This is a genomic window from Pedobacter sp. Bi27, assembly GCF_918698255.1.
Classification (GTDB): domain Bacteria; phylum Bacteroidota; class Bacteroidia; order Sphingobacteriales; family Sphingobacteriaceae; genus Pedobacter.
In genome coordinates, this window is record NZ_CAKKMW010000008.1 from 130682 (window position 1) to 154147 (window position 23466).

Genomic DNA, 23466 nt, shown 5'->3' on the forward strand with positions numbered 1-23466 from the left:
ATTATAAAATTAAATCCGGCCTAAAATCGTATTGGCTTCATCAAGAAAGCGCTCAATCTTTTTAGTGCCTATAAAGCTTTTAAGGATTAAAGTGGTTGTTTTGTTTTTGGCAGGCAATAAAATCTCTGCCCTAACTTCGGTACCAGAATAAATAAGATTGGTTGTTTTGCGGATAATCTGGAAACGGATCAGGTCATCAAATGGATATTCTTTTAACACACGGCCAGCAAAAGTGGAGCGGATAATTTTCCGTTGGCTTTTATCAAAACGGATGTTGGAGGTTGCTGCAAAAAGAAGTGCTAAACCAATAATCGCTGGAAAATAGGTGAGTAATATTTTTTGAAAAGAACCTTCGTTTGTTAAAAAATCTGGGTTAAGCAATATCGAAACGGTAACTCCTATCAAAATCAATCCAATGATTAAGCTGCCTATCTTATTATCGCGCAATAGGTACACGCCACCCTCTTCTTTAAAAAACTGAAAGTCGTAAATAGTTTGTTTAGGAATTACTGGTGCATTTGCAAAAACAAGTTCATCGATTTTTGGAAGAACTTCCTGTTGAAATTGAATCAGATTCGGATTGGTGGCTTTGCTATAACCGCTGGAGACGATTATACCCTTGCCATGCCGGTTACTTTTTTTAAACAGCCTGTAATTATATCCACTACCCATGATTTCGTAAGCCTGTACCGAAGCAATATCGTCAAAGGGGATTGAACCTGTTGGCAAAAAACCAATCTTCTTATATAGAACCCTGCTGTTGCCATCAAAAATTACTTTTGTTTCAGCAATAAAAATCAGTAGTAACGGAATTAATAACAGGACGCCATAATATCCAAGCGTGAGGCCGGTAGAATAGTCCTTTTCCGATCTCGATAAAAAGAAAATAATGGCCGCAATTAATACAAAAAATATAAGCCCAACTATCCTTAAATTTCTTTTCGGATAGATAATCAACTTGCTTGGCTCAATAATCCATTTAGTTTTTGCCATAAAAATTAATCTTCGTCAGAACCCGGCAAACTTCCGTTGCCATGGTAAGCCCCTTTACGGATAACCGGCATATTGAAGTGTTTATAAAGTTCGTCAAGATGCATCAAACTTCCGTTAGTAAGATTGCCTAAAAATATAATTACAATGTTTTTGTCTAAATCTCGCACATAAATATGACGGAAACCATGCCACCAACCCGTATGATAAACTACTTTGTCCATCTTCTCGCCATCGAATATTCTCCAGCCATAACCATAGTTAAAATGGCCGTTAATAGGTTTATTGCGACCTACATACGCCGAATCCAGGCTCTTTTTGGTTAGTAATCTTCCGTTTTTTAAGTATTTATCAAATAATACCAAATCGTGTACCGTGCTATAAATGCCTTTATCTCCAACAGGACCGTCTAAAAAATTCTGCGCAACAGAATATCTGAAACTATTTCGATCATGACCAACCACATCTACCGGAATTTTTTCATATTCAGTGGTGCTGTACACATGCGTGTGCTTTAATCCTGCTGGTTTAAACACATGTTCCATCATATACTGCGAGTAACGTTGTCCGGTAACCTTTTCTATAATGGCACCCAAAACCATAAAGTTTGAGTTGTTGTAGTGAAAACGGTTATCGGGTTTAGTATAAGGGTTTGGTTTCCGCTCGGCAATAACATTCATTACTTCCTGATTGGTTACGCCTTTTTTCATGTTGCGTTTTTCCTTGCGCCAGATATCGTCAATGAAATAAACATAGTTCATCATGCCGCTGCGGTGAGAAAGCAATAATTTCACCGTTATGCCCTCGTATGGGAAATTAGGATAGAATTTTTTTACATTATCGTTCAATGAAAGTTTTCCAGCTTCTACCAATTGCATGATGGCTGTGCCGGTAAAGGTTTTGGTAATTGAAGCCAGCTCAAACTCTGAGTTGATGGTTAAGCTATCGCGGTGCAGATAGTCGGCCCATCCAACGGCTTTTTCGTAAAGAATTTTTCCATCTTTGGCTACCAGCATATTTCCGTTAAAATTGAATTTCCGGTGTAGGTTATCTACAAAATCAGCTACCCATTTATCACCTTTTTGTGGATTATAAACCAATAGAAGGCTATCAGCTTTGTCGTCGTCTTTGGTGCGGATTTTTTTTTCAGCGGCCTTTTTCTCTTCAGATTTTTTGCTTGAACATGCAGTTAGTAAAGTTACAGAGAGGGCTAATGCTGAACATATATATCGAAAATTCATTTATAATAGGGATAGTGTATTTAAAACCCGAAAATTAAAGAATTTTAGACGGTTAAAACGAAAGAGTTTTACACATTTTCGCAATTTTGATTGTACCAGCATTCAAATAAGTGACCTTTACTTCCATAAACGGGGTCGCTGTCTGGATTTTTCACTTTGGCGATGGTTTCATCTGCCTCGGGCCGTTCTTCGGCTTTGCCATATTTAATATCGTAGTCTGAGCCATTCGGGTATGCACCAACAACAGTGAAGTCGTCGGTTGAGTTCAGTTTTTTATGTGCTACACCTGCAGGAATAATAATTACATCACCTTTATCCAGTTCTATACAAACACCATGATCGCCTCCAAACTGTACATCGGCCTTGCCACAAAATACACCCATTACTTCGTGCGTATTGCTATGGTAGTGGTGGTAATCAAAAATACCATCAACCCAGGCATTGGTATACCCGTTCTGCGCGAAAACTTTCTTGATTACTTCTTCGGTATCATCAGGATGCAACCTGAACGTACCTTTGTAAATCATTAACGGTAAAGTGGGATTGTTCGGGAAATTGCCATTTTCCTCTATTTTATGTGCAACCAGGTAGGCTTCTTGTATCAATTTTTCTTTGTCCATGATTTGGGGGTGTTTTAATAGTTAACAAAGTAATGGGCAAAGGGTTTACAGATCGCGATCTTTTCTCCCGCAGATTTATATAAATGGTCGTCATTGCGAGAAGGCTTTTTTCGTTCCTCCCTGCAATGACAGACTGTTCTACTTCTGGCTTTCTGCCCAGCTATCCATCTTCGCTTCAAAAACAGATAAAGGGAACGATCCATCTTTTAAAACTGCAGTATGGAAAGCTGCCAGTTTAAATTTCGGACCTAATTCTTTTTCATATTTGGTTCTCAACTCTCTTATTTTCATTGCTCCGGTTTTATAGCCTAAAGCTTGTGCAGGTATGCCCATATAACGTTCAATTTCTGCTGTTGCACCTTCAGTGCTGATGGCCTCATTGTCTGTCATGTATTTTATAGCTTCTTCTCTGCTCATGTTTTTGGTATGGATGGCCACATCAACCACTAAACGGATTGCCCTATGCATTTCATCGCCCAAAGCGCCCATATGCTGGTAAGGATCTTGATACAAGCCTAGTTCTTTACCCAACGATTCGCAATACAATGCCCAACCCTCTACATAAGCATTATGTCCACCAAAACGGCGGAAATTAGGAAGTGATTTATTTTCTTGTGTTAAAGAAATCTGGTAATGGTGACCTGGAATTGCCTCGTGAAGAAAAAGAGATTCCATGCCCGAAGTGGTGTTAAATGTTTTAGCGTCCAAAATTGGTACATAAAAGATCCCTGGACGAGACCCGTCAGCCGAACCTGGATTATACTCTGCACTGGCCGATGCTGCTCTGAAAGCCTCTGTTTGGCGGATTTCGAAAGGTGTTTTAGGTTCAACATCAAACATTTTTTTCAGATTGGGTTTCATGCGCTGGTGGATGTTTTCAAAAGCAGCTAAAACTTCTTTTGGTGTTTTATAAGGCATGAATTTTTTGTCTGTTTTCATGTACTCGAAAAAAGCTTTCAAATCGCCCTTAAAGCCAACAAAGTTTTTGATGCTATCCATTTGGCCTTTAATCCTGGCAACTTCTTTTAAGCCCGTTTGATAGATCTCCTCGGGCGTTTTATTGGTGGTAGTTTGTTGTTTAACCAGGTAAGTGTACCAGGCCAAACCACCCGGCATGGCAGAATAGCCTGAGGTAGTTCTTGTTTTTGGTAGATATTCGTTCTGCAGGTAATCGCCCAGTTTTTTATAGGTAGGGATAATTACTTTAGTGATCGAATTGCGGTAAGCTTCTGTTAACTTTTGTTTATCTGCCGCAGAAAAACTTGCAGGCATTAATTTGATTGGCCCGTAAAACAGACTTTCTTCCGGTGTGGCTACAACCATACTCTGCATTTGAGGGATCATTTTAATCACCAATGCTTTTGGCAATACAATGCCGGCGGCAGCACCTTTTTTAAAATTGCCAATGGCAGTATCGGCCCATACCGAAAATGCACCAATACGTTTTAACCAATCTTCATAATTTTTTACTGTTTTAAAAGGCTGGATACCCGTACCAGCGCCAAACTGACCAATGGTTAAAGGCAAAGCAAACATCTGGTTAAACGGCAGGTATTCGAAGTGATATTTAAGTCCTTCGATATTGATATCCAACTGATCTTTTAAATAATCGAAAGATAATTTGTCGTTTGCACTTAGGCTTTCTCTATCGTATTTGCCAAGGCTATCTAAATAGCGTTCGCTATAGCTTTTAAATTCTTTTATATAGGCTTGTGACCCATCGTTGGCTAAAAGGTCGTTATAACGCTCGTCGCCAATATAGGTGGCGTTAATGGGGTTCAGTTTTAATCCTTCCTGGTAGTATTGTTCGCACAGGGCTGCAAAAGCTTTGTTTTCGGTAGTATTGTCTGAACTGCTTTTTTGTTTACAGGCAGTAAACACTGTAATACAGGCAGCAAAAAGAAATATCTTTTTCATCTATTTTGGGTTAAGGTTCTAATCAAAAATAGCAAATTATTAGCCATTTACGAGTGGCTCCCCTTAACGCAAAAAAGCCATCCCTTTTTAAGGATGGCTTTAATATATAATCAGTACTAAACTGAAAACTGCGAATTGCTAATTGATTAGGCTAATAACCTGATTGGCTCTTCTAATAAACCTTTTAATGTTTGTAAGAACTGTGCTCCGGTTGCGCCATCCACCACACGGTGATCGCAACCTAAAGTCAATTTCATTACGTTACCAGGAACAACAGCGCCGTTTTTAACAACAGGAACCTGTTGTATAGCACCTACTGATAAAATTGCACCATCAGGAGAATTGATGATTGAAGTAAACTCATCAATACCAAACATACCTAAGTTAGATACGGTGAAAGTAGAGCCTTCCCAATCTGCTGGTTGTAATTTTTTAGCTTTTGCTTTACCACCAAAATCTTTTACTTCTGCAGAGATGTGTGATAAAGATTTGCCATCAGCAAAACGCACTACTGGCACCAATAAACCATCTTCAACAGCCATCGCTACACCAATGTTGGTATGTTCGTTAAATCTGATTTTATCGCCACCCCATGATGAGTTAACAGCCGGGTGTTTTTTCAATGCAACAGCAACCGCTTTAATTACGATATCGTTGAAAGAAACCTTAACCGGAGCAACAGCGTTGATTGCCGTACGGGCAGCCATTGCATTGTCCATATCAATGCTGATGGTTAAGTAGAAGTGTGGAGCAGTAAATAAACTTTCTGCCAAACGCTTTGCAATTACTTTACGCATCTGCGAAACCGGAGCTTCTGTAAATTTAACTTCACCAACAAATTGAGGAATAACTGGTGCTGGTGCAGCAGCTTTCTCTGCAGCCGGAGCTGATGCAGATTCTGATTTTGCTGGCGCTGCACTTGGTTTAAAGTTTTCGATATCTTTTTTAATGATACGTCCACCTTCTGCACTACCCGCAACCTGTGCTAAATCGATCCCTTTATCTTTAGCAATTTTCTTAGCTAAAGGAGATGCTTTAACGCGGCTATCGGCGTTGTCTGCAGTTGTACCACATGATGAGGTTCTTGGTGTTTCAATTTCTGCAACATTTGCAGATTTTTCTTCTTTAGGTGCTTCAGCACTTTCGGCTTTTGGAGCCGGAGCTGAGCCGCCCGCTAAAATTCCACTCACATCAGTTCCTTCAGGACCAACGATAGCGATAATTCCGTTCACTTTTGCAGCAGCACCTTTCTCTACACCAATGTGTAATAAAGTTCCGGTTGCATAGCCCATTACTTCCATAGTTGCCTTATCGGTTTCTACATCAGCAAGAACATCATCATCTTTTACTTTATCGCCAACTTTTTTATGCCATTCAGCAATAACGCCTTCAGTCATGGTATCGCTTAATAAAGGCATGCGGATAACCGTAACACCTTTTGCGGCTAATTCTTCTTCGCTTAAGCCGCCACCCTGAGCTGGTGCTGCCTCTTCTTTTTTCTCTTCAGCTTTTGGGGCTTCAGTGCTTTCTACTTTTGGGGCTTCTGCACCTTTTTCTGCCTCTAATGCTGCTTTATAATCTTCGCCTTCTTTACCAATAACGGCCATGATTGCATCAACGGGAACAGCTGTTCCTTCTTCTACACCTACGTATAAAAGAGTCCCATCCCAATAAGATTCCATATCCATTGTTGCTTTGTCAGTTTCTACTTCTGCTAAAACATCGCCGCTTTTCACTTTATCGCCCACTTTTTTATGCCACTTCGCCAAAACCCCTTCGGTCATGGTGTCGCTCATTTTGGGCATTTTAATTACATCAGCCATTATATCTAATTAATTGAAATCTTATTAATATTAGTCCATTACGTAAGGGTAGTCCTGTTGCATATATACATCTTTGTATAATTCAGATGCATCAGGCCAAGGAGATTCTTCGGCAAATTTTACTGCCTGATCTACAATTGCCTTTACTTTAGCTTCTACTTCTTCAATCCAGGCTTGGTCTGCATACTTTTCTTTAAGAATCGTTTCTCTTGCATGCTCAACTGGATCTTTTGCTTTATAATCTTCTAATTCTTCTTTGGTACGGTATTTTGCCGGATCTGACATCGAGTGACCACGGTAACGATAAGTTCTCATTTCCAAGAAAGTAGGTCCTTCACCTTTACGTGCACGTTGGATCGCTTCGTCCATTGCATTGTGAACAGCAACCGGATCCATACCATCAACTGGCGCACATGGCATATCAAAACCTAAACCTATTTTATAAATATCGGTCATGTTAGTGGTACGTTGTACTGAGGTACCCATTGCATAACCGTTGTTTTCGCAAACAAAAATAACAGGCAATTTCCAAAGCATGGCCATGTTAAAAGTTTCGTTTAATGCACCCTGGCGCACAGCACCATCGCCCATATAACAAATGTTAACATTGTCAGTTCCTTTGTATTTTTCTGCAAAAGCAACGCCAGCACCTAACGGAATCTGACCGCCAACAATTGCATGACCACCGTAGAAGTTATGCTCTTTACTGAACATGTGCATTGAACCACCTTTACCTTTAGAGCAACCTGTAGCTTTACCGTACATTTCTGCCATAATACTATCAGCACTAACTCCTAAAGCTAAGGCATGAGCATGATCACGGTATGTTGTAATCATTGAATCACCTTTTTGCATTGCAGATATTGCACCTGCAACTACAGCTTCTTGTCCAATGTATAAATGACAAAAGCCACGTATTTTTTGTTGTCCGTATAACTGGCCAGTTTTTTCTTCGAATTTGCGCATAAGCAACATCGACTCAAACCACTTTAACCAGGTATCTTTATTTATTTCTACTGCACTCATTTTAGGGTATTTGTTTTTTGCGACAGCAAATCTAATTTTTTTATTGTAATTTTTGGCACTTTTTAGTGTAAAAACATCATAGTATTAGGGTTGTAATCAGATTTAACAGTTGTTTTACAATTAAATATAAAGCCCGGCCGCCGATATCGATTTAACAGCGATTTCTTATAATTAAATCAACACCCTTTATCATAATATGGAATCAATTTATTCTGAAATTTAATTCTGTATATACGCTTATTCTCGTAATTTAAAATAAAATCGAATTATTCCTGTTTAGCGTACTGATGTAAATCGTTTTTTGAGAAAAGATGAATTTTTTAGGAGGCGTTTATCACAAAAAATGATGAATGGAAAACAAAAATGTTAATAACTTTCGTTTTTTAACGTCTAACATTTGGATAACATTTGTATAATTAATACTTTTGGTAACCAACAATAAGCCCATGTGGTGTACGTTAATGTGTAAGTGAATACCCAAACATAACTGTATAACATGATTAAAAAAATTTTGTTTTCTACTCTAATTGCTATTTGTACGCTCTCAGCCGCATTTGCGCAAACAAAAACAAAAGAATCTGGTAAAGAATTAAATGATCCCGACAACCTTGCATCACAATATTTTTCGCAGGTTATGGGTGTTGCGGTAGATGCAACTTCGAACTTAAAACTGTACAAGTTTATTTACGAATGGATCGGAACACCTTATAGTTATGGTGGAAACACCAAAAGAGGGATCGATTGTTCGGCTTTCACTAAAGCGATTTACGATAAAGTTTTCAACACTACCATCAGAAGAAATTCGCGCGATATTTTTAGTATGGTGGATCCACTGTCTAAAGAAGATTTAAAAGAGGGCGATTTAGTTTTCTTTAAGATTAAAAGCAGAAGTATTTCACATGTTGGTATTTACCTGGGCGATAACAGATTTGCACATGCATCAAGTTCTCGTGGTGTAGTAATCAGCAACCTGAATGAGCCTTATTACAGCCGCTATTTTTACAAAGGCGGTCGCGTTTTAGAATCTTTTAAGAAAGAATTTACAGTAGAATAGTTCAGTTAACAGTTAGCCATTTTCGGTTGACAGTAAAAAGATATACAATCCTCCTAAAGAAATTTTGGAGGATTTTTTTATACCATAAAATCAAGAATGAAGTTTTTCAATACCTTAATCCTTTCTTTCGTAGCAATAGTTATTTTAATTAGCTGCACGAGCAACAATGCACAGATTACAACGCCTGTAGCCAGGCAAGATACGTTAATCAGAAAAATAAAGGATACCATCTCCATTATTGCTGTAGGCGATATTATGCTCGGCTCCGCTTTTCCATCTAAAACCAACCTCCCTCCCGATGATGCTGTAAACAGTTTCCAGGCGGTTGATAGTTTATTAAAAGGAGATATTGTTTTTGGGAACTTGGAGGGCTGTTTTCTCAACTCAGGCAATTCGAACAAATGTAACGGCATTAACCCGAATAACTGCTATGCTTTTAGAATGCCAGAGCGCTATGCCGGGATATACAAGGATGCAGGATTTAATGTTTTAAGCATCGCCAATAACCATGTTGGTGATTTTGATGCCAGGGGAAGAAAAAATACGGCAAGGATTTTAGATTCACTGCAGATCCATTATGCCGGGCAGGTAAACAAACCTTTTGAAGTTTTTGAAAAAGATAGTGTAAAGTATGCATTTTGTGCCTTTGCGCCAAACGAGAATACGGTATCGATTAATAAAATCGACAGTGCCAAGGCTTTGGTTGCCCGTTTAAAATTGATGGCCGATATTGTGATTGTTTCTTTTCATGGTGGCGGTGAAGGCGCAAGGTTTGAACATGTTCCCCGTAAAAACGAAATTTTTTATAAAGAGAACAGAGGTAATGTTTATGCCTTTGCACATGCTGTTATTGATGCCGGTGCCGATGTAGTGCTGGGGCATGGCCCGCATGTAACCCGGGCTGTTGAAGTTTATAAAAATAAATTCATCGCTTACAGTTTAGGTAATTTTTGTACTTATGGTATGTTTAGCTTAAAAGGCAATAATGGTATTTCGCCCTTGCTTCAGCTAAAAATAAATGCGAAGGGCGATTTTCTATATGCAGATATTGTATCAGTTAAACAGGATAAGATTAACCGTTTGACCCTAGATGATAATCATGGTGCCTTTAAACGGATTAAAGAATTGACAGATATTGATTTTATTGGCCATCAGCTAAAATTCGCTGATAACAGGATCAGTTTAAAAGATTAATCTTCTGCGACATCAATCTCAATTTATTTCAGAATATTTGTTGCATTAAACCGCCTTCAGTTTTCAAACCATATGGAAACTATGAGCAATAAATAATAATTATACGATGAAAAAAGGATTAATACTTCACTATATCATAGGTATTGCAGCTGCAATTTTAGTATTGGCGGCAGCCTACTACATCAATCAAAATCCTGATAACCTGTTGTCTGCTGGAATAATTATCCTGGCGGGTTGCCTGGTTGCTTTTAGCCAGTACCAGATCATTAAACACAAAAAGAAGCAATAGCATGGTTGCTGTTATGCAAAACATGCTATTAGGACTAAATGCTGTTAAGACCGAATCTACCTTGGTTAGCCATCTGCGTAACGGTCGTACTATTGTTAAAGTTTAGGATAAAAGCCTGGTTTAGCTTTCGTCCTTTGTATTCTTTACCAGGCCAATTCCCGATACAAAGAATATAAGTCCGATAATGCCATAAACCATTAATCCCCTTGTATTTTCACTGTGGCTTACAAAGCCATAGCCAGCGTATATCAATCCAATTATGCCCAGTACGGTCAATATGGTTCCAAAAGTGCGTTTTACATTCATATGGTTATCTATTAATATGATTAAGACAAAATATTGCAGTTTTTGTTTTAAACAAATAAAGAAGCCCATCTCATGAACTGAAATGGGCTTCTTTTATTAGCTGAAAGGATCGTTTACCACACGCCTAACCGGTTTGTTGGAGCGATATACATTTTTGCTGTTGCAGGAATATTGAATGCCTTGTAAAATGCTTCCATATTATAAACGGGGCCGTTTACACGGAACATCTCCGGGCTATGCGGATCTGTTTTTAACCTTACACGCATACTTTCATCGCGGGTTTTGATTCTCCACACCTGGGCAAAGCTTAAAAAGAAACGTTGATCAGGAGTAAAACCATCAACCTTTTTATCGCCTTTTCCTTGTTCCGTTAATTTAAAGGCATCGTAAGCAATGTTTAAGCCACCAATATCGGCCAGGTTTTCGCCCAGTGTTAAAGAACCGTTTACATGCTGATTATCCAACAGCGAGAAGTTGTTGTAAAATGTTTCTACTTTACCCGCCTTGGCTTTAAATTGATCGGCATCGGCTTTTGTCCACCATTCTTTTAAATTGCCTACTGCATCGTACTGGCGACCTTGATCGTCAAAACCATGCGTCATTTCGTGACCAATTACAGCACCTATTGCACCATAGTTAATGGCATCATCTGCAGCAAAATCAAAGAACGGGAACTGTAAAATTCCGGCAGGGAAAACAATTTCGTTGAAAGACGGATTGTAATAGGCATTAACCGTCGGTGGAGTCATTCCCCACTCAGTTTTATCAACATTTTTGCCGAGTTTATCGATCATTTCTTTGTAGGCATGTTTACTTGCCGATTGAAGGTTTGCATAATAAGTGTTTTTCGAAACCTCAACATCATCGTACTTTTTCCATTTATCAGGGTAGCCGATTTTTTTGATAAATGCGTTTAGTTTTTCTAAAGCTTTCTTTTTGGTTTCAGGTGTCATCCAATCTACCTTCTGAATTCTTTCTGCATATACTTTCTGTAAATTGTTTACCAGGGTTAACATACGCTCTTTAGCCTCAGGCTTAAAATACTTTTCGGCATATAACTGACCTAAAAGCTCGCCTAAATTACGATCGGTAGCATTTACAATGGCTTTCCATCTTTCTGTTGGTGCCTGTTGACCATATAGCGTTTTCGAGAAAAAATCGAATTTAGCATCTCTGAATTTTTTGGTAAAGGCGTTAGCTGATCTGTTTAAAGCATCAAATTTTAATTTCTCTTTCCAGATTTCGATAGGCTGGCTTTTTACCAGGGCAGATAAGGTTTGATAATATTTTGGCTGCCTCACAATAACGGTATCCGTACTTGCCCCCAATTTACTTAAAACAGATTTCCACTCAATGTTTGGCGTCTGTTTTTGAAAGTCGGCCACGGTCATTTTGTTATAATTTTTCTGTGGATCGCGCAGTTGAACAGGAGTAGAATGCGACTGCGCAATCGCCGTTTCCAGTTTTAAAATATTGTCGGCATATTTAGCTGCATTAGCAGAATCGCCTGCCAGGCTAAAAATTTTTGTGATGTATTTGATGTACTCGGCTCTGATTTTTTTTGCCTTATCATCCTGTTCTAAATAATAACTGCGATCAGGCAGGGTAAGGCCGGCCTGCGAAAATGATAAAGCATTTTTAGTGCTTAATTTATCATCTGGTTCTACACCAAAGCCCAATAAATCTCCCTCACCATCTTTATAGCCGTCGGCAACAAAATTGATTAAATCCTTATCATTTTTAATCCCATCTATTTTACTTAAGAGCGGCTTTATTGGTTCGATGCCCAACTTTTCGATGGTAAGGGTATCCATTCCACTGGTATAGAAATCGCCAACTTTTTGTTCGGTGCTTCCTTTGGCTGCATTAGCTTTGGCAGCATTTTCAAGAATACTGTTCAGATTTTTCAGGTTATCGTTATATAGCGTATAAAAAGAACCCCAGCCTGTTTCGGTTTTTGGAATTTCGGTGTTTTTCATCCATTTCCCATTGGCATACAGGAAAAAGTTATCACCAGGTTTTACAGTGGTATCCATGCCGGCTTTATCGAAAAATTCGGTGCGTGCATTCGCCACATCGGCATCTTGATGGCTTTTATTCTGGCAGGCAGCAAAAAGCAATACGCCGGCCGCCGGAAGAATTAATTTAATTTTCATCGTATATAAGTTAGTTAGAAAACTTAAAGCTACAAAATGCCTCATGTAGTTTGTATGAATTTTTTATAACTTCATAAAAAAATCTAATTATGCAATACACCATTTACATTGTAGCCGTCGTAGCATTCATTATCCTACTCAGCTCGTTTGTTACCGTTAAACAGGGAACCATTGCGGTGGTAACCGTTTTCGGCAAGTACCGTCGCCAGTTAAGGCCGGGCTTAAATTTTAAAATTCCATTAATAGAGCAGATTTATTCTCGTATTTCCATTCAAAACCGCTCTGTAGAGCTGTCGTTTCAAGCGGTAACACAAGATCAGGCCAATGTATATTTTAAGGCGATGCTATTGTATTCTGTGGTAAACCAGGATGAAGAAACGATCAAAAATGTAGCTTTTAAGTTTGTAGATGCAACCAACTTAATGCAGGCGCTAATCAGGACCATTGAAGGTTCGATCAGGGCTTACGTGGCTACGCAAAAGCAGGCAAACGTATTGGCCCAACGCAATGAAATTGTGCTTCATGTTAAAGAACAGATCGATCAGGTTTTAGATGGATGGGGTTATCATCTTCAGGATCTTCAATTGAACGATATTACCTTTGATGAGGAAATTATGCGGTCAATGAGTCGGGTAGTAGCGTCAAACAACTTAAAAGCAGCGGCTGAGAATGAGGGGCAGGCATTATTAATTACCAAAACCAAAGCTGCTGAAGCCGATGGTAATGCAATTAAAATTGCAGCTACAGCCGAGCGTGAGGCTGCACAGTTACGCGGGCAGGGTATCGCTTTATTCCGTGCAGAAGTGGCCCATGGTATGAGTAAAGCCGCTCAGGAAATGGAGCAGGCCAATCTGGATATTTCTGTAATCTTATTTACCATGTGGACTGAATCGATTAAACATTTTGCAGAAAACGGAGACGGAAACGTTATTTTCCTTGATGGCAGTGCCGATGGCATGAATAAAACTATGAAAGAGATGATGGCGATGCAGTTGAATAAACAAACTGAGCCAACAGCGAAGAAAGGGTAGCGATTTATAGTGCTGTCAGATGTTACCGTCTGACAGTTAATAGATTAAAGATAAATATTGTTTAGTGTCGGATAGGAATATCCGACACCATAAATTCCAAATCTCTATTATACCTTTAGAGTTGTCAACTTTCTTGCGAATTGGTTATTAAAGTTGACAACTCTGAAATCCAATTACAAAAAAGGCCACTTTAGCAAAACTAAAGTGGCCTTTTCCATTGAAATATATTTCTTGTTAGTTATTCTTTGGCATCACGCCTAAGTTCATCACGTAGTTGCCAGATTGTTGCATAAAATCGCCCATTACTTTTAACGATTCATCTTCAATAAAATCGAAAGCATCTTGCTTGGTAATTTTATCTCCTTTTTTAATGGCAGGTAATCCTCTTAATGCCCTTAATTCATTCTGTCTGGCAAGTGTTTTAGCTTCTTGTGCATCGCGCTCAGCTTTAAGTTTAGCCTCATTTAAGGTTACAGAAACTTCATTGTCGCGTTTTTTAAGATCGGCAATATCTTGTTTCAGGTATTTAAAATCCAATGAGTTTGCGATACGCTGCTCGCTGTTTTTAACCAACTGTGCTTTTACAGGGGTCAGATTCGCAACTGCTTTAAAGCTAGAGCTTGGAATAACGTCCCATGGTAAGGCAGATGATTCAGTATCTTCTCCAATTTTATCCATCGGATAAACTGAAGGGAAAACAACATCAGGTGTTACGCCTTTATGCTGCGTGCTGCTTCCTGCTACACGGTAAAATTTAGCCATGGTTAGGTTAATCTGACCTAAGTTAATATCAGCCGGGCTTGCTCCGCTTGGCGATGTGCCAACGGTTTTATCTTTAGAAATTAATCCCGCTACCCTTTGCAACATACTTGGGTTTACCAATTTGTTTAAATCGATAGAAGATTGAACGGTACCTTTACCATAAGTTTGGCTACCCATAATAATACCACGGCCGTAATCCTGTATTGCACCAGCGAAAATTTCTGATGCAGATGCGCTTAAACGGTCTACGATTACACCAAAAGGCCCATCCCAGGTTACACCGCTATTTTCATCCTCATCCACTTCAATTTTACCGCGTAAATCTTTCACCTGAACTACAGGGCCTCTATCTATAAATAAACCGGTTAATGAGATGGCTTCAACTAATGAGCCTCCACCGTTTCCACGTAAATCCATTACGATTGCATTTACCTTATCATATGTTTTTAACGAATCGATTAGTTTTCTAACATCGCGGGTAGTACTTTTGTAGTTTTTATCACCTGCATTTGCTGCTTTAAAATCAGCATAGAACGCTGGTAGGGTAATAATCCCGATTTTATAATCTTTACCATTACTGTTAATGGTTTTAACTTTTTTCTTGGCAGATGTTTCTTCCAAAACAATTTTATCGCGAACCAATTCGATAATAACCGGTTTAGAAGACATTTCTTTTCCAACAGGTATAACTTTTAAACGCACCTTGGTTCCTTTCGGACCTTTAATTTTCGATACGGTGTTGTCCAATCTCCAACCCACTACGTCAACAAATTCTCCATCACCCTGTGCTACAGCAATAATACGATCGCCAGCACTTAGTTGTTTCCCTTTAAATGCAGGTCCGCCAGCAATAATTTCGGAGATTTTAACTACCTCGTTTTCTAATTGTAAACGGGCGCCAATACCTTCGAAAGAACGGGACATATCTTCGTTAAATGCTGCTGCGTTGGTTGGATTAAAATAATTGGTATGTGGATCAATAGATTCGGTAAAAGCATCCATCAAAATCTGGAATACATCCTGGTTATTGGTTTTTGAAGTCTGAGACTGTAGGTTCTGATAACGTTTAGTTAATGTTTCTACATTTTTTGCTTCAGCTGTTCCAGCTAAATTTAAATTGATCAGTTCGTATTTAACACGTTTTTTCCAGGTATCGTTTAATGCTGCAGAAGAAGTTGCCCAAGGTTGCTTCTCCCTGTCGTATACATAACTGTCGGTTTGGTTAAAATCGTATTTGGTTTTAATCTGTGCTAAAGAATAGGTAAAATATTCGTTCAACCTTTTGGCATAAACGTTATAGATGAAAAATGGGCCGCTTAGATCGCCATTTTTGAAATCATCATCCAAAGTATATCTGTATTTTTCAAATTCCTTAATATCCGAAGCCAAAAAGTAATTTTTGCCCTGATCTAAAGACTTGATATACTTATCTAAAATGATTGAAGATATAGAATCGTTGATCTGAATTTTTTTATAATTATAACTCTCAATCAAATTTACAACCTCTTTTATAACAAGTTGTTGCTGCTCATCAGGTTTTACATTGGTAACACCCTCAACCATTGGCTGAGTTTTAGGTGCAGCATGACAAGCAAGTACTGCCGCAGTAAAAATTACAAAAAATATTCTCTTTAACATCTCTTTAAATGATTTAAAATCCATTTCCAATTCTATATAGCCAATATGATACCATTTTAGCAAAAAAACAAAAAAGAGACAGCATTATTACCGTCTCTTGTTAAAACTTTATCAAATCTAACTAAAAGCTTTTTATTTAACAATTTCTTATGTAGAACGTTGAGCGTTATTTTTTGTTTTGATCGATACTCAAATTTGACCAATTACAGACCTTTAAGGGCTATATTGTTTGTGATGTAGGAAGATTTAAAGAAAAATAAGTATCCAAACTAGCTTGGGTTTACCTTTTTACTGGTGGTTTTGCTGGCGATCATTTCCCTGGCATCTTTGATTTGCGTTTTGTACTGGGTGGTTTTGATCGAGTTGGCAAGCCATTCGGCCGATTTCAGATCTCTCAGTGCAAGCGTAAAATCTTTCTTTTTGATTTTAACCTGAACAATGCCTAAAATAGATTCGATATATGAATTGTTGCTTTTTAGCTGTTTTGCCAATATACCCTGTTGGGTGTAAAACCACATTGATTGGGTATACTTGGTATTTGCCAGATAAACTTTGCCTAAAAGGTTATAGGTGTTCATTACTCCTGCTCTGTTTCCGGTTTTAGAATAATTTTTTAACGCCACATTTAAAAGAATCTGCTCAGCATCAGTGAAACGGCCAAGTTGATAATGCATACTGCTCATCTTGATAACGGCCTGTCCGTACCTGTTGAAGTTTTTTACGGCATTATATTCGAAAGCGGCTTTGCCAAATAAGGTGAGGGCTTCGTTGTAATCGCCTTTTCGCTCTAAATCTTCTGCTTCCTCAAAAAAAGAATTGCCGTCTTCCAGGTCAAATTTAGATACTGCTATATTTATAGCACTACCGTTAGGTTCTTGGATCTCAGATTTATCTATATTTTGAGCTTGTAGTTGTAATGATGCAAAAAGGCCTAATAAAGCCAATACAATCTTGGTCATGCAACAAAAATAATACTTTAAATCTAATTTCAGCTAAATACCTGTAAATTAACATCAAAAGATGCCCAAACCATATATGGATGCGAGTCGCAATGGTACACTTCACCCGCTGCAGAAATGCCTACAACGCCCGCAAAGCCATCAAAAGCTTTAAGTTCGGCAAAAGATTTATCTGATGCTTCCTTTAAAGAAAAACCATCGGTAACACGGGTTACAATTTTTGCGGCTAAGGCACCGCTTACAATATCTTCACCTACTCCGGTACAAGAAATACCTGCATATTGATTGGCATAGTTGCCTGCCACGGTTGCAGAGTCACTCACACGGCAAGGAATTTCGAATCCTTTTCCCCCAGTGGAGGTTGCTGCTGCTAAATTTCCATCTGCATCGAGTGCTACACAGCCTACCGTTCCTTTATTTTCTTTTTGGTTTAGCTTAGCCTCGTATTCTGATTGGCGCTGTGGGGTAATCGGATTGAAATATTCAAATCCATTTGTTCTGGCAAATTGCCGGGCACCATCACCACTAAGTACCCGGTCATCATATGTTAATAGGTTGTGCGCAATCTGTATAGGATTTTTAACATCTTCTACATTAATTACACCACTAAATTTTTCTGTTTTACCATCCATTAGGGCTGCGCTCAACCTCACTTTTCCATCGCTTTGAATCTGCGAACCGATACCAGCGTTAAACAGCTCGTTATCTTCTAATAGTGCAACAGTATAAGCCACGGTTTCTAAAGCAGTATGTGTTTTTAGATATTCGTATCCGAGCGTAACAATCGAGGCCAAAGCATCTTGTTTAGCCTTTTTCGTTTCCTGATTGGTAGACGATTCGCTGAAGAAGCCGCCATGTATGATTAATTTCATTTTTTTGGAGTATTGGAGTATTGAGTAGCAAGTATCAAGATTGGGCAAGTCCTAACTGAAAATCGCCTACTGTTTATTGCCAGCTGAATTACCCTATAGGAACAACCTTTGGATGATGGATCACCAAGCTATGGTCTGTTAAATCATAAACGTCGCCATCGCACATTACATGTACCACCATGTTTTTAATTGAAACCGGCTGGCCCATCTCTACATCTGTTAAATTGGTATCGGCCATATTGCGGCCATCTACTAAAATTACCATGCCAGAGCCGATTGCTTCCATCGTATGACCATCAGAGATGAAAAGCCCCGTATCTTCACCAAGACCAATCCCTAATATACCAGGATTGCTGGCAGCAGCATATAACAAGCGGCCGATTCTTCCGCGTTGAACAAAATGTGTATCAACAATAACATCATCAATAAAGCCTAATCCGCCGGTAATTTTAACCTCTCCCTTAAGTAAAGCATCTTTGCTGCTACCCTGATAAATCATATTTTTAGAGCTTGCGGCCGCCCCTGCAGAAGTACCGGCAATTACTACAGGTTCATTTCTGTATTTCTCCAGTAAGATTTGATGGATTTTTGTTCCACCAAAAATAGATGAAAGACGGAGCTGATCGCCACCGGTAAAAATAATTACCTCCGCTGCTTTGATACGCTCATAATTTTCATCAGAATTGGCTTCTTCACGGTTGGTAATATTAAGCACACCAACATTGTGCACATCTAATTGTGCATAAGCCTTGATATATTCTTCACCAACCTTTTCGGGCATTAATGATGCTGTAGTGATAATCTCGAAGCGAGATTGAGTATCTCTTAATGATTCTGTAGTAATCCGTTTTAAAATTCCACGCTCAAAAAAATTCATATTCTCAGGCAGTCCAAATTGCGTTTCTGCGAAGCTACCTGTGTTTATTGCGCCACCAATGATGATGAGTTTACCTTTCGGAACCATTCTTTGTGTATTATAATTGTATCAAAAAACCCAAATATATAGGCTTATGATAAAAAACACGACTTTTTTTGTCAAGAATATTCAATTTATTAACAAACGTTAAAATATTATAACCTAAAATTAACAGGATTGTGCTTGAAAATAAAACAAATACGCCTTAAAATTGATTTAGCTAATGGAACGTCTAATTTCAAAATAAATGCATAATTTACCATCATCAATTTTATTCTAAAAATTGAGTTAAAAAGGCTGTCCCAAACGCTTGTTTAAATAAAAAACGAACAAAATATTACATGAAGATATCAAACATACAAGTATTAAGAGGGCCGAACATATGGTCAATTAGCCGAAAAAAATTGATCCAGATGCGTTTAGATCTGGAAGATTTAGAGCAAAAACCAACCAACGTAATAGAAGGATTTAGCGAAAGGATTGAGAAACTCTTGCCTAGCATGTTTACACACCGGTGTTCTAAGGGAGTTGAAGGTGGCTTTTTCACCCGGGTAAAAGAAGGGACATGGATGGGGCATGTAATTGAACATATTGCCTTGGAAATTCAAACTTTGGCAGGCATGGAAACCGGTTTCGGCAGAACCCGCCAAACTAAAACTGAAGGCATTTATAATGTGGTATTCAGTTATCTGGAAGAAAAGGTTGGTGTTTACGCGGCTGAAGCTGCAGTTAAAATTGCCGAAGCCCTGATTAATAACGAAGAGTACGATTTGGAGCACGACATCCGTAGGATGAAGGAAATCCGTGAGCTGGAAGCATTAGGACCAAGTACAGGTTCTATTGTAGAAGAGGCGGTGAGCAGAAGTATTCCTTGGATCAGGCTGAATAAAAGTTCGTTGGTGCAGTTGGGCTATGGTAAAAATCAGGTTCGTTTTAGGGCAACCATGACCGAAAAAACCAGTAGCATCGCTGTAGATATTGCCAGCAACAAGGAAGAGACAAAACGTTTGCTTACCGAAGCTGCCATTCCAGTGGCATCGGGGGTAACCATTTCAAATCCTGATGATCTGGAAGCATCTGTTAAAAAGGTTGGGTTTCCACTCGTTTTTAAACCACTTGATGGCAACCATGGCAAGGGCGCAACCATTAATGTGAAAACGATGGAAGATGCGGTTGCCGCTTTCGAATACGCCAAAACGTATTCGCGAAAGGTAATTATAGAGAAATTTATTACTGGTTTCGATTTTAGGGTACTGGTAATCGATCACAAAGTTATTGCTGCCGCACAACGTGATCCGGCACATGTTAAGGGCAATGGAATTCATACGATCCAAGAATTGATCGATAAGGAGAATGAAGATCCACGCCGTGGTTATGGTCACGAAAATGTGCTAACTGAAATTGCTGTTGACCGGGATACTTTGGATCTGCTGGCAAAAAAAGAATATACCTTAGAAACTATTCCCGAAAAGGGAGAAGTGGTTTATTTAAAATCTACTGCAAATTTAAGTACAGGCGGGACATCTATCGATGTAACTGACATTGTACATCCACAGAATATTTTTATATGTGAAAGGATTTCGAGGGTAATCGGATTGGATATCTGCGGTATCGATATTATGGCGCAAGACCTTACCCGGCCATTAAACGAAAACGGAGGTGTGGTTTTGGAAGTTAATGCAGCACCAGGATTCAGGATGCACCTTGCACCAAGTGAAGGCTTGCCTAGAAATGTGGCTGCATCGGTTATTGACATGCTGTATCCACAGGGAAAATTGTCACAGATTCCGATTATTGCTGTAACCGGAACAAACGGAAAAACCACTACTACACGATTAATTGCGCACATTATCAGAAGTAATGGTAAACGTGTAGGTTTTACCACCAGTGACGGTGTGTATGTGCACAACACGATGCTAATGAAAGGTGATACCACCGGACCGGTAAGTGCTGAGTTCATTTTAAAAGATCCAACAGTTGAATTTGCGGTACTAGAAACCGCCCGTGGGGGAATTTTAAGAGCTGGACTGGGATTTAATGCATGTGATATTGGCGTAGTAACCAATATCCAGGAAGATCACCTTGGTATTTCTGATATCCATAATCTTGACGATCTGACACGTGTCAAAGCGGTTGTGATCGGGGCAGTGCGTCGCAAAGGTTGGGCAGTATTAAATGCAGATAATGGTTATTGCGTTCGCATTGGCAAGGATGCGCGCTGTAATGTTGCTTATTTTAGCATGGATGAAAATAATCCGGTGATTAAAGAACATTGTAGAAAAGGTGGAATTGCCGCCATTTATGAAAACGGATACATTACCATTAAAACAGGCGACTGGAAATTAAGGGTAGATAAAGCCACGCACATTCCATTAACTTTTGGTGGTTCCGTGAATTTTATGATCCAGAATGTGCTTGCAGCAACACTGGCAACCTATTTATGGGGCTATAAACCTGAAGATATCCGTTTATCGCTGGAAACATTTATTCCTTCTGCGGCGCATACCCCAGGAAGGATGAATATTTTCAGGTTCAAAGAATTTAAAGTACTGGTCGATTTTGCGCATAATCCTGACGGATTTAACGGCATAAAAGGTTTCTTGCAGGGTGTAGAGGCTACCGAACATGTAGGTATTATTTCGGCAACAGGTGATAGAAGAGATGAGGATATTATCGAAACTGCCCGCATTTCGGCTCAGATGTTTGATAAAATTTATGTTTGTCAGGAGAAATATCTCCGTGGCAGACAACAACAAGAACTGGTTGACCTGCTGGTAAAAGGCATCAAGGAAGTTGATCCAGATAAAGAGATCATCATTAACAATAAAAGCACAGAATGTTTGCAGATCGCGATCGAAACTGCTAAAAAAGGTTCTTATTTAACGATTCTAAGTAACACGATCGACAATACAATCCAACGCGTTACCGAACATTTAGATCGGGAATTAGAGTCGTAATTCTTAACTGATTTAGTTCCTAAAAGATCGTCGCCCTGAATTTATTTCAGGGTCTTTAAAAAAAGGTGCTGACCACGTAGTAGCTACAAGACAATTAAAAATGCTAATCTATTTGTAAAACAAGTTCAGCATGACGGAAAGTTAAAAAAAAACCTCCTCCGATAATAAATCGAAGGAGGTTTTTCTATTTTATCTCTGTCACTTATGCCTGAGCATCACGTAATCTTTTAATTTCATCATGCGATACTCTTAACGATGCTTTTTGGTCAGAGATTAAATCTCTGATATTTGATGGAAGATCTTCTTCTTCTAATGCCATTTTATATGCATTTTGTGCTGCATCCTCTCCAAACTCACAATTGTTTAAAACAGTTTTACGGTCGTGGCCGGTAAATAATGCCTTAACATCCATCCATGCCCTGTAAATTTTTCCTGAGTTTGTTGTTCCGGTTTCGATATCCTCACCCAATGCAGCTACTTCTGCAGCCAAAGCCATTTTATATTTTTGACTTTCGGCAATCATATTTAAAAATAGCGTTTTCAGATCGGCATCTCCATCCTTTAATTCCTGACGTGCTTTTTCATAGCCTTCAATACGATCGTTATTAATTTGAACCAGATCGTTTAATACCTCTGCTGTTGCTGTTGTCGTTTTCATATCTTTTATTTTTATAGTTTCGATGTATAAAAGCAACATGAACAATTAAAAAAAGGTTTGTCATTTTTTTTAATTGTCTACAACAGTGAGCTATATCAGTTTAATTATTTCTTTGAAAAGTATTGTGCCAGCTTTTCTTTAACAAAACGCCTAACACGAGTTACCATATTGCCTTTCCGTTTAATCAAAAAGCTTTTGATGGCTTTGTATGCGATGGGGTCTTCGGCTATTGTGGTCGGAAACTCAACAATGGGCTTAGGGTTGATAATAACGTTATAAATATCGTTTATTCCTGAGTGCACGCCAGTGCCATCATGGCCAATATTGTTAACAAGTGATTGCGATGGGTTAAGTGTGATGCCTCCTTTTAAAAAGATTGAAGCATACCATCTAATGGCCCAGCTGTTGTTTTTTCCTTTTTTAAACTCCAACATCTGTTTCCAGAAGTTCATTTTATTGTCGATGGAAAATGCAGCTCTTTTCTTTTTATCAAACTGTTTTATAAGGATGTTAATATCTGGTTCGAAGTTTTTCCATGCCCTTCCCCATGTGGCCCAACCCCAACTTGTGGCCGCCCTGTAGAAAAACGATTGCGAAAGTTGATCTGATTTTAAGGGATACATATAGGCTCCTATATGCATTACTCTTTCCTCTTCGCGGTAATGGTTTAAAGCATTGTTGAAATAGGCTAAAGTATGGGGAGAGGTAACCAGGTCATCTTCAAAAACAATTACCTGATCGTATTCTACTATTAATTGAGTTACACCTGCAATTACCGAATTGGCTAAACCTGCATTTACCTTGCTTTCGATTACTTTAACCGATTTAAAACCTTCTGCTTTTTTGATGATTTTTCTTACTTCAGCAACTTTTTCTTTATCCTGATCTGTTTTGGCACCATCGGAAAAGATATACAAATGGCTTTGTGCTGCCAATTCATTTTGTTGCAGGAATTGTAACGTACGCTCGGTGTGCTGCGGGCGATTGTATACGAAAAGCGCTATTGGGGCAAGGTTTTGCATTTTTGTTTTTTATCAATTACCGATTTTCAATTGAA

19 protein-coding genes are annotated in these 23466 nt (G+C 38.8%); 5 read left to right on the forward strand and 14 right to left on the reverse strand.

Going from position 1 to position 23466, the window contains the following annotated elements:
- Positions 1–9 precede the first annotated feature (9 nt).
- From LQ227_RS22455 to pdhA, 6 genes are all read right to left on the reverse strand, one after another.
- Complete coding sequence (locus LQ227_RS22455) at positions 10–993, reverse strand: hypothetical protein (RefSeq protein WP_230151204.1); 984 nt, start codon at positions 991–993, stop codon at positions 10–12.
- 5 nt (positions 994–998) lie between these two features.
- On the reverse strand, positions 999–2231 hold the full coding sequence (locus tag LQ227_RS22460) for a serine hydrolase (RefSeq protein WP_230143341.1): 1233 nt from the start codon (positions 2229–2231) through the stop codon (positions 999–1001).
- 68 nt (positions 2232–2299) lie between these two features.
- A complete protein-coding gene (locus LQ227_RS22465) occupies positions 2300–2851 on the reverse strand; it encodes a cupin domain-containing protein (protein WP_029274968.1) in 552 nt (183 codons plus the stop codon).
- Between the two features lie 138 nt (positions 2852–2989).
- Complete coding sequence (locus LQ227_RS22470) at positions 2990–4768, reverse strand: DUF885 family protein (RefSeq protein WP_230143343.1); 1779 nt, start codon at positions 4766–4768, stop codon at positions 2990–2992.
- A gap of 146 nt (positions 4769–4914) precedes the next feature.
- Positions 4915–6591 carry a dihydrolipoamide acetyltransferase family protein gene (locus LQ227_RS22475; protein ID WP_230143344.1) on the reverse strand — a complete coding sequence of 559 codons (1677 nt, stop codon included), beginning with the start codon at positions 6589–6591 and terminating at the stop codon, positions 4915–4917.
- Positions 6592–6621: 30 nt separating this feature from the next.
- On the reverse strand, positions 6622–7617 hold the full coding sequence (pdhA, locus tag LQ227_RS22480; protein WP_029274973.1) for a pyruvate dehydrogenase (acetyl-transferring) E1 component subunit alpha: 996 nt from the start codon (positions 7615–7617) through the stop codon (positions 6622–6624).
- A 496-nt stretch (positions 7618–8113) separates the two neighbouring features.
- On the opposite strand from pdhA, the gene LQ227_RS22485 reads away from it, so the two are divergent.
- The 3 genes from LQ227_RS22485 to LQ227_RS22495 all read left to right on the forward strand — a co-directional run bounded on the left by LQ227_RS22485 (position 8114) and on the right by LQ227_RS22495 (position 10154).
- Entirely contained in the window at positions 8114–8671 is a 558-nt protein-coding gene (locus tag LQ227_RS22485; protein ID WP_131029491.1) for a C40 family peptidase, read from the forward strand.
- A gap of 96 nt (positions 8672–8767) precedes the next feature.
- Entirely contained in the window at positions 8768–9865 is a 1098-nt protein-coding gene (locus LQ227_RS22490) for a CapA family protein (protein WP_230143345.1), read from the forward strand.
- Between the two features lie 106 nt (positions 9866–9971).
- A complete protein-coding gene (locus LQ227_RS22495) occupies positions 9972–10154 on the forward strand; it encodes a hypothetical protein (RefSeq protein ID WP_086548182.1) in 183 nt (60 codons plus the stop codon).
- A 120-nt stretch (positions 10155–10274) separates the two neighbouring features.
- On the opposite strand, the gene LQ227_RS22500 is transcribed toward LQ227_RS22495, so the two are convergent.
- Both LQ227_RS22500 and LQ227_RS22505 read right to left on the reverse strand, forming a co-directional pair.
- The gene (locus tag LQ227_RS22500; RefSeq protein WP_029274977.1) at positions 10275–10460 is read right to left on the reverse strand and encodes a hypothetical protein; all 186 of its coding nucleotides are present in this window, start codon (positions 10458–10460) and stop codon (positions 10275–10277) included.
- A gap of 113 nt (positions 10461–10573) precedes the next feature.
- Entirely contained in the window at positions 10574–12616 is a 2043-nt protein-coding gene (locus tag LQ227_RS22505; protein WP_230151207.1) for a M13 family metallopeptidase, read from the reverse strand.
- An 89-nt stretch (positions 12617–12705) separates the two neighbouring features.
- Between LQ227_RS22505 and LQ227_RS22510 the strand changes: the two genes are divergently transcribed.
- Entirely contained in the window at positions 12706–13647 is a 942-nt protein-coding gene (locus LQ227_RS22510; RefSeq protein ID WP_116252141.1) for an SPFH domain-containing protein, read from the forward strand.
- Between the two features lie 234 nt (positions 13648–13881).
- Here the strand turns inward: LQ227_RS22510 and LQ227_RS22515 are convergent, their stop codons facing one another.
- The 4 genes from LQ227_RS22515 to LQ227_RS22530 form a co-directional block, all read right to left on the reverse strand.
- A complete protein-coding gene (locus LQ227_RS22515; protein WP_230143347.1) occupies positions 13882–16047 on the reverse strand; it encodes a carboxy terminal-processing peptidase in 2166 nt (721 codons plus the stop codon).
- 269 nt (positions 16048–16316) lie between these two features.
- On the reverse strand, positions 16317–17006 hold the full coding sequence (locus LQ227_RS22520) for a hypothetical protein (protein ID WP_230143348.1): 690 nt from the start codon (positions 17004–17006) through the stop codon (positions 16317–16319).
- Positions 17007–17035: 29 nt separating this feature from the next.
- A complete protein-coding gene (locus tag LQ227_RS22525; protein ID WP_230143349.1) occupies positions 17036–17878 on the reverse strand; it encodes an isoaspartyl peptidase/L-asparaginase in 843 nt (280 codons plus the stop codon).
- An 88-nt stretch (positions 17879–17966) separates the two neighbouring features.
- Entirely contained in the window at positions 17967–18842 is an 876-nt protein-coding gene (locus LQ227_RS22530; protein ID WP_131029499.1) for a cyanophycinase, read from the reverse strand.
- Between the two features lie 293 nt (positions 18843–19135).
- Between LQ227_RS22530 and cphA the strand changes: the two genes are divergently transcribed.
- A complete protein-coding gene (gene cphA / locus LQ227_RS22535; protein ID WP_230143350.1) occupies positions 19136–21751 on the forward strand; it encodes a cyanophycin synthetase in 2616 nt (871 codons plus the stop codon).
- A 202-nt stretch (positions 21752–21953) separates the two neighbouring features.
- Here the strand turns inward: cphA and LQ227_RS22540 are convergent, their stop codons facing one another.
- On the reverse strand, positions 21954–22409 hold the full coding sequence (locus LQ227_RS22540; protein WP_131029501.1) for a PA2169 family four-helix-bundle protein: 456 nt from the start codon (positions 22407–22409) through the stop codon (positions 21954–21956).
- Between the two features lie 104 nt (positions 22410–22513).
- Positions 22514–23431: a glycosyltransferase gene (locus tag LQ227_RS22545; RefSeq protein WP_230143351.1), complete on the reverse strand. Its 918-nt coding sequence runs from the start codon at positions 23429–23431 to the stop codon at positions 22514–22516.
- Between the last annotated feature and the right edge of the window lie 35 nt (positions 23432–23466).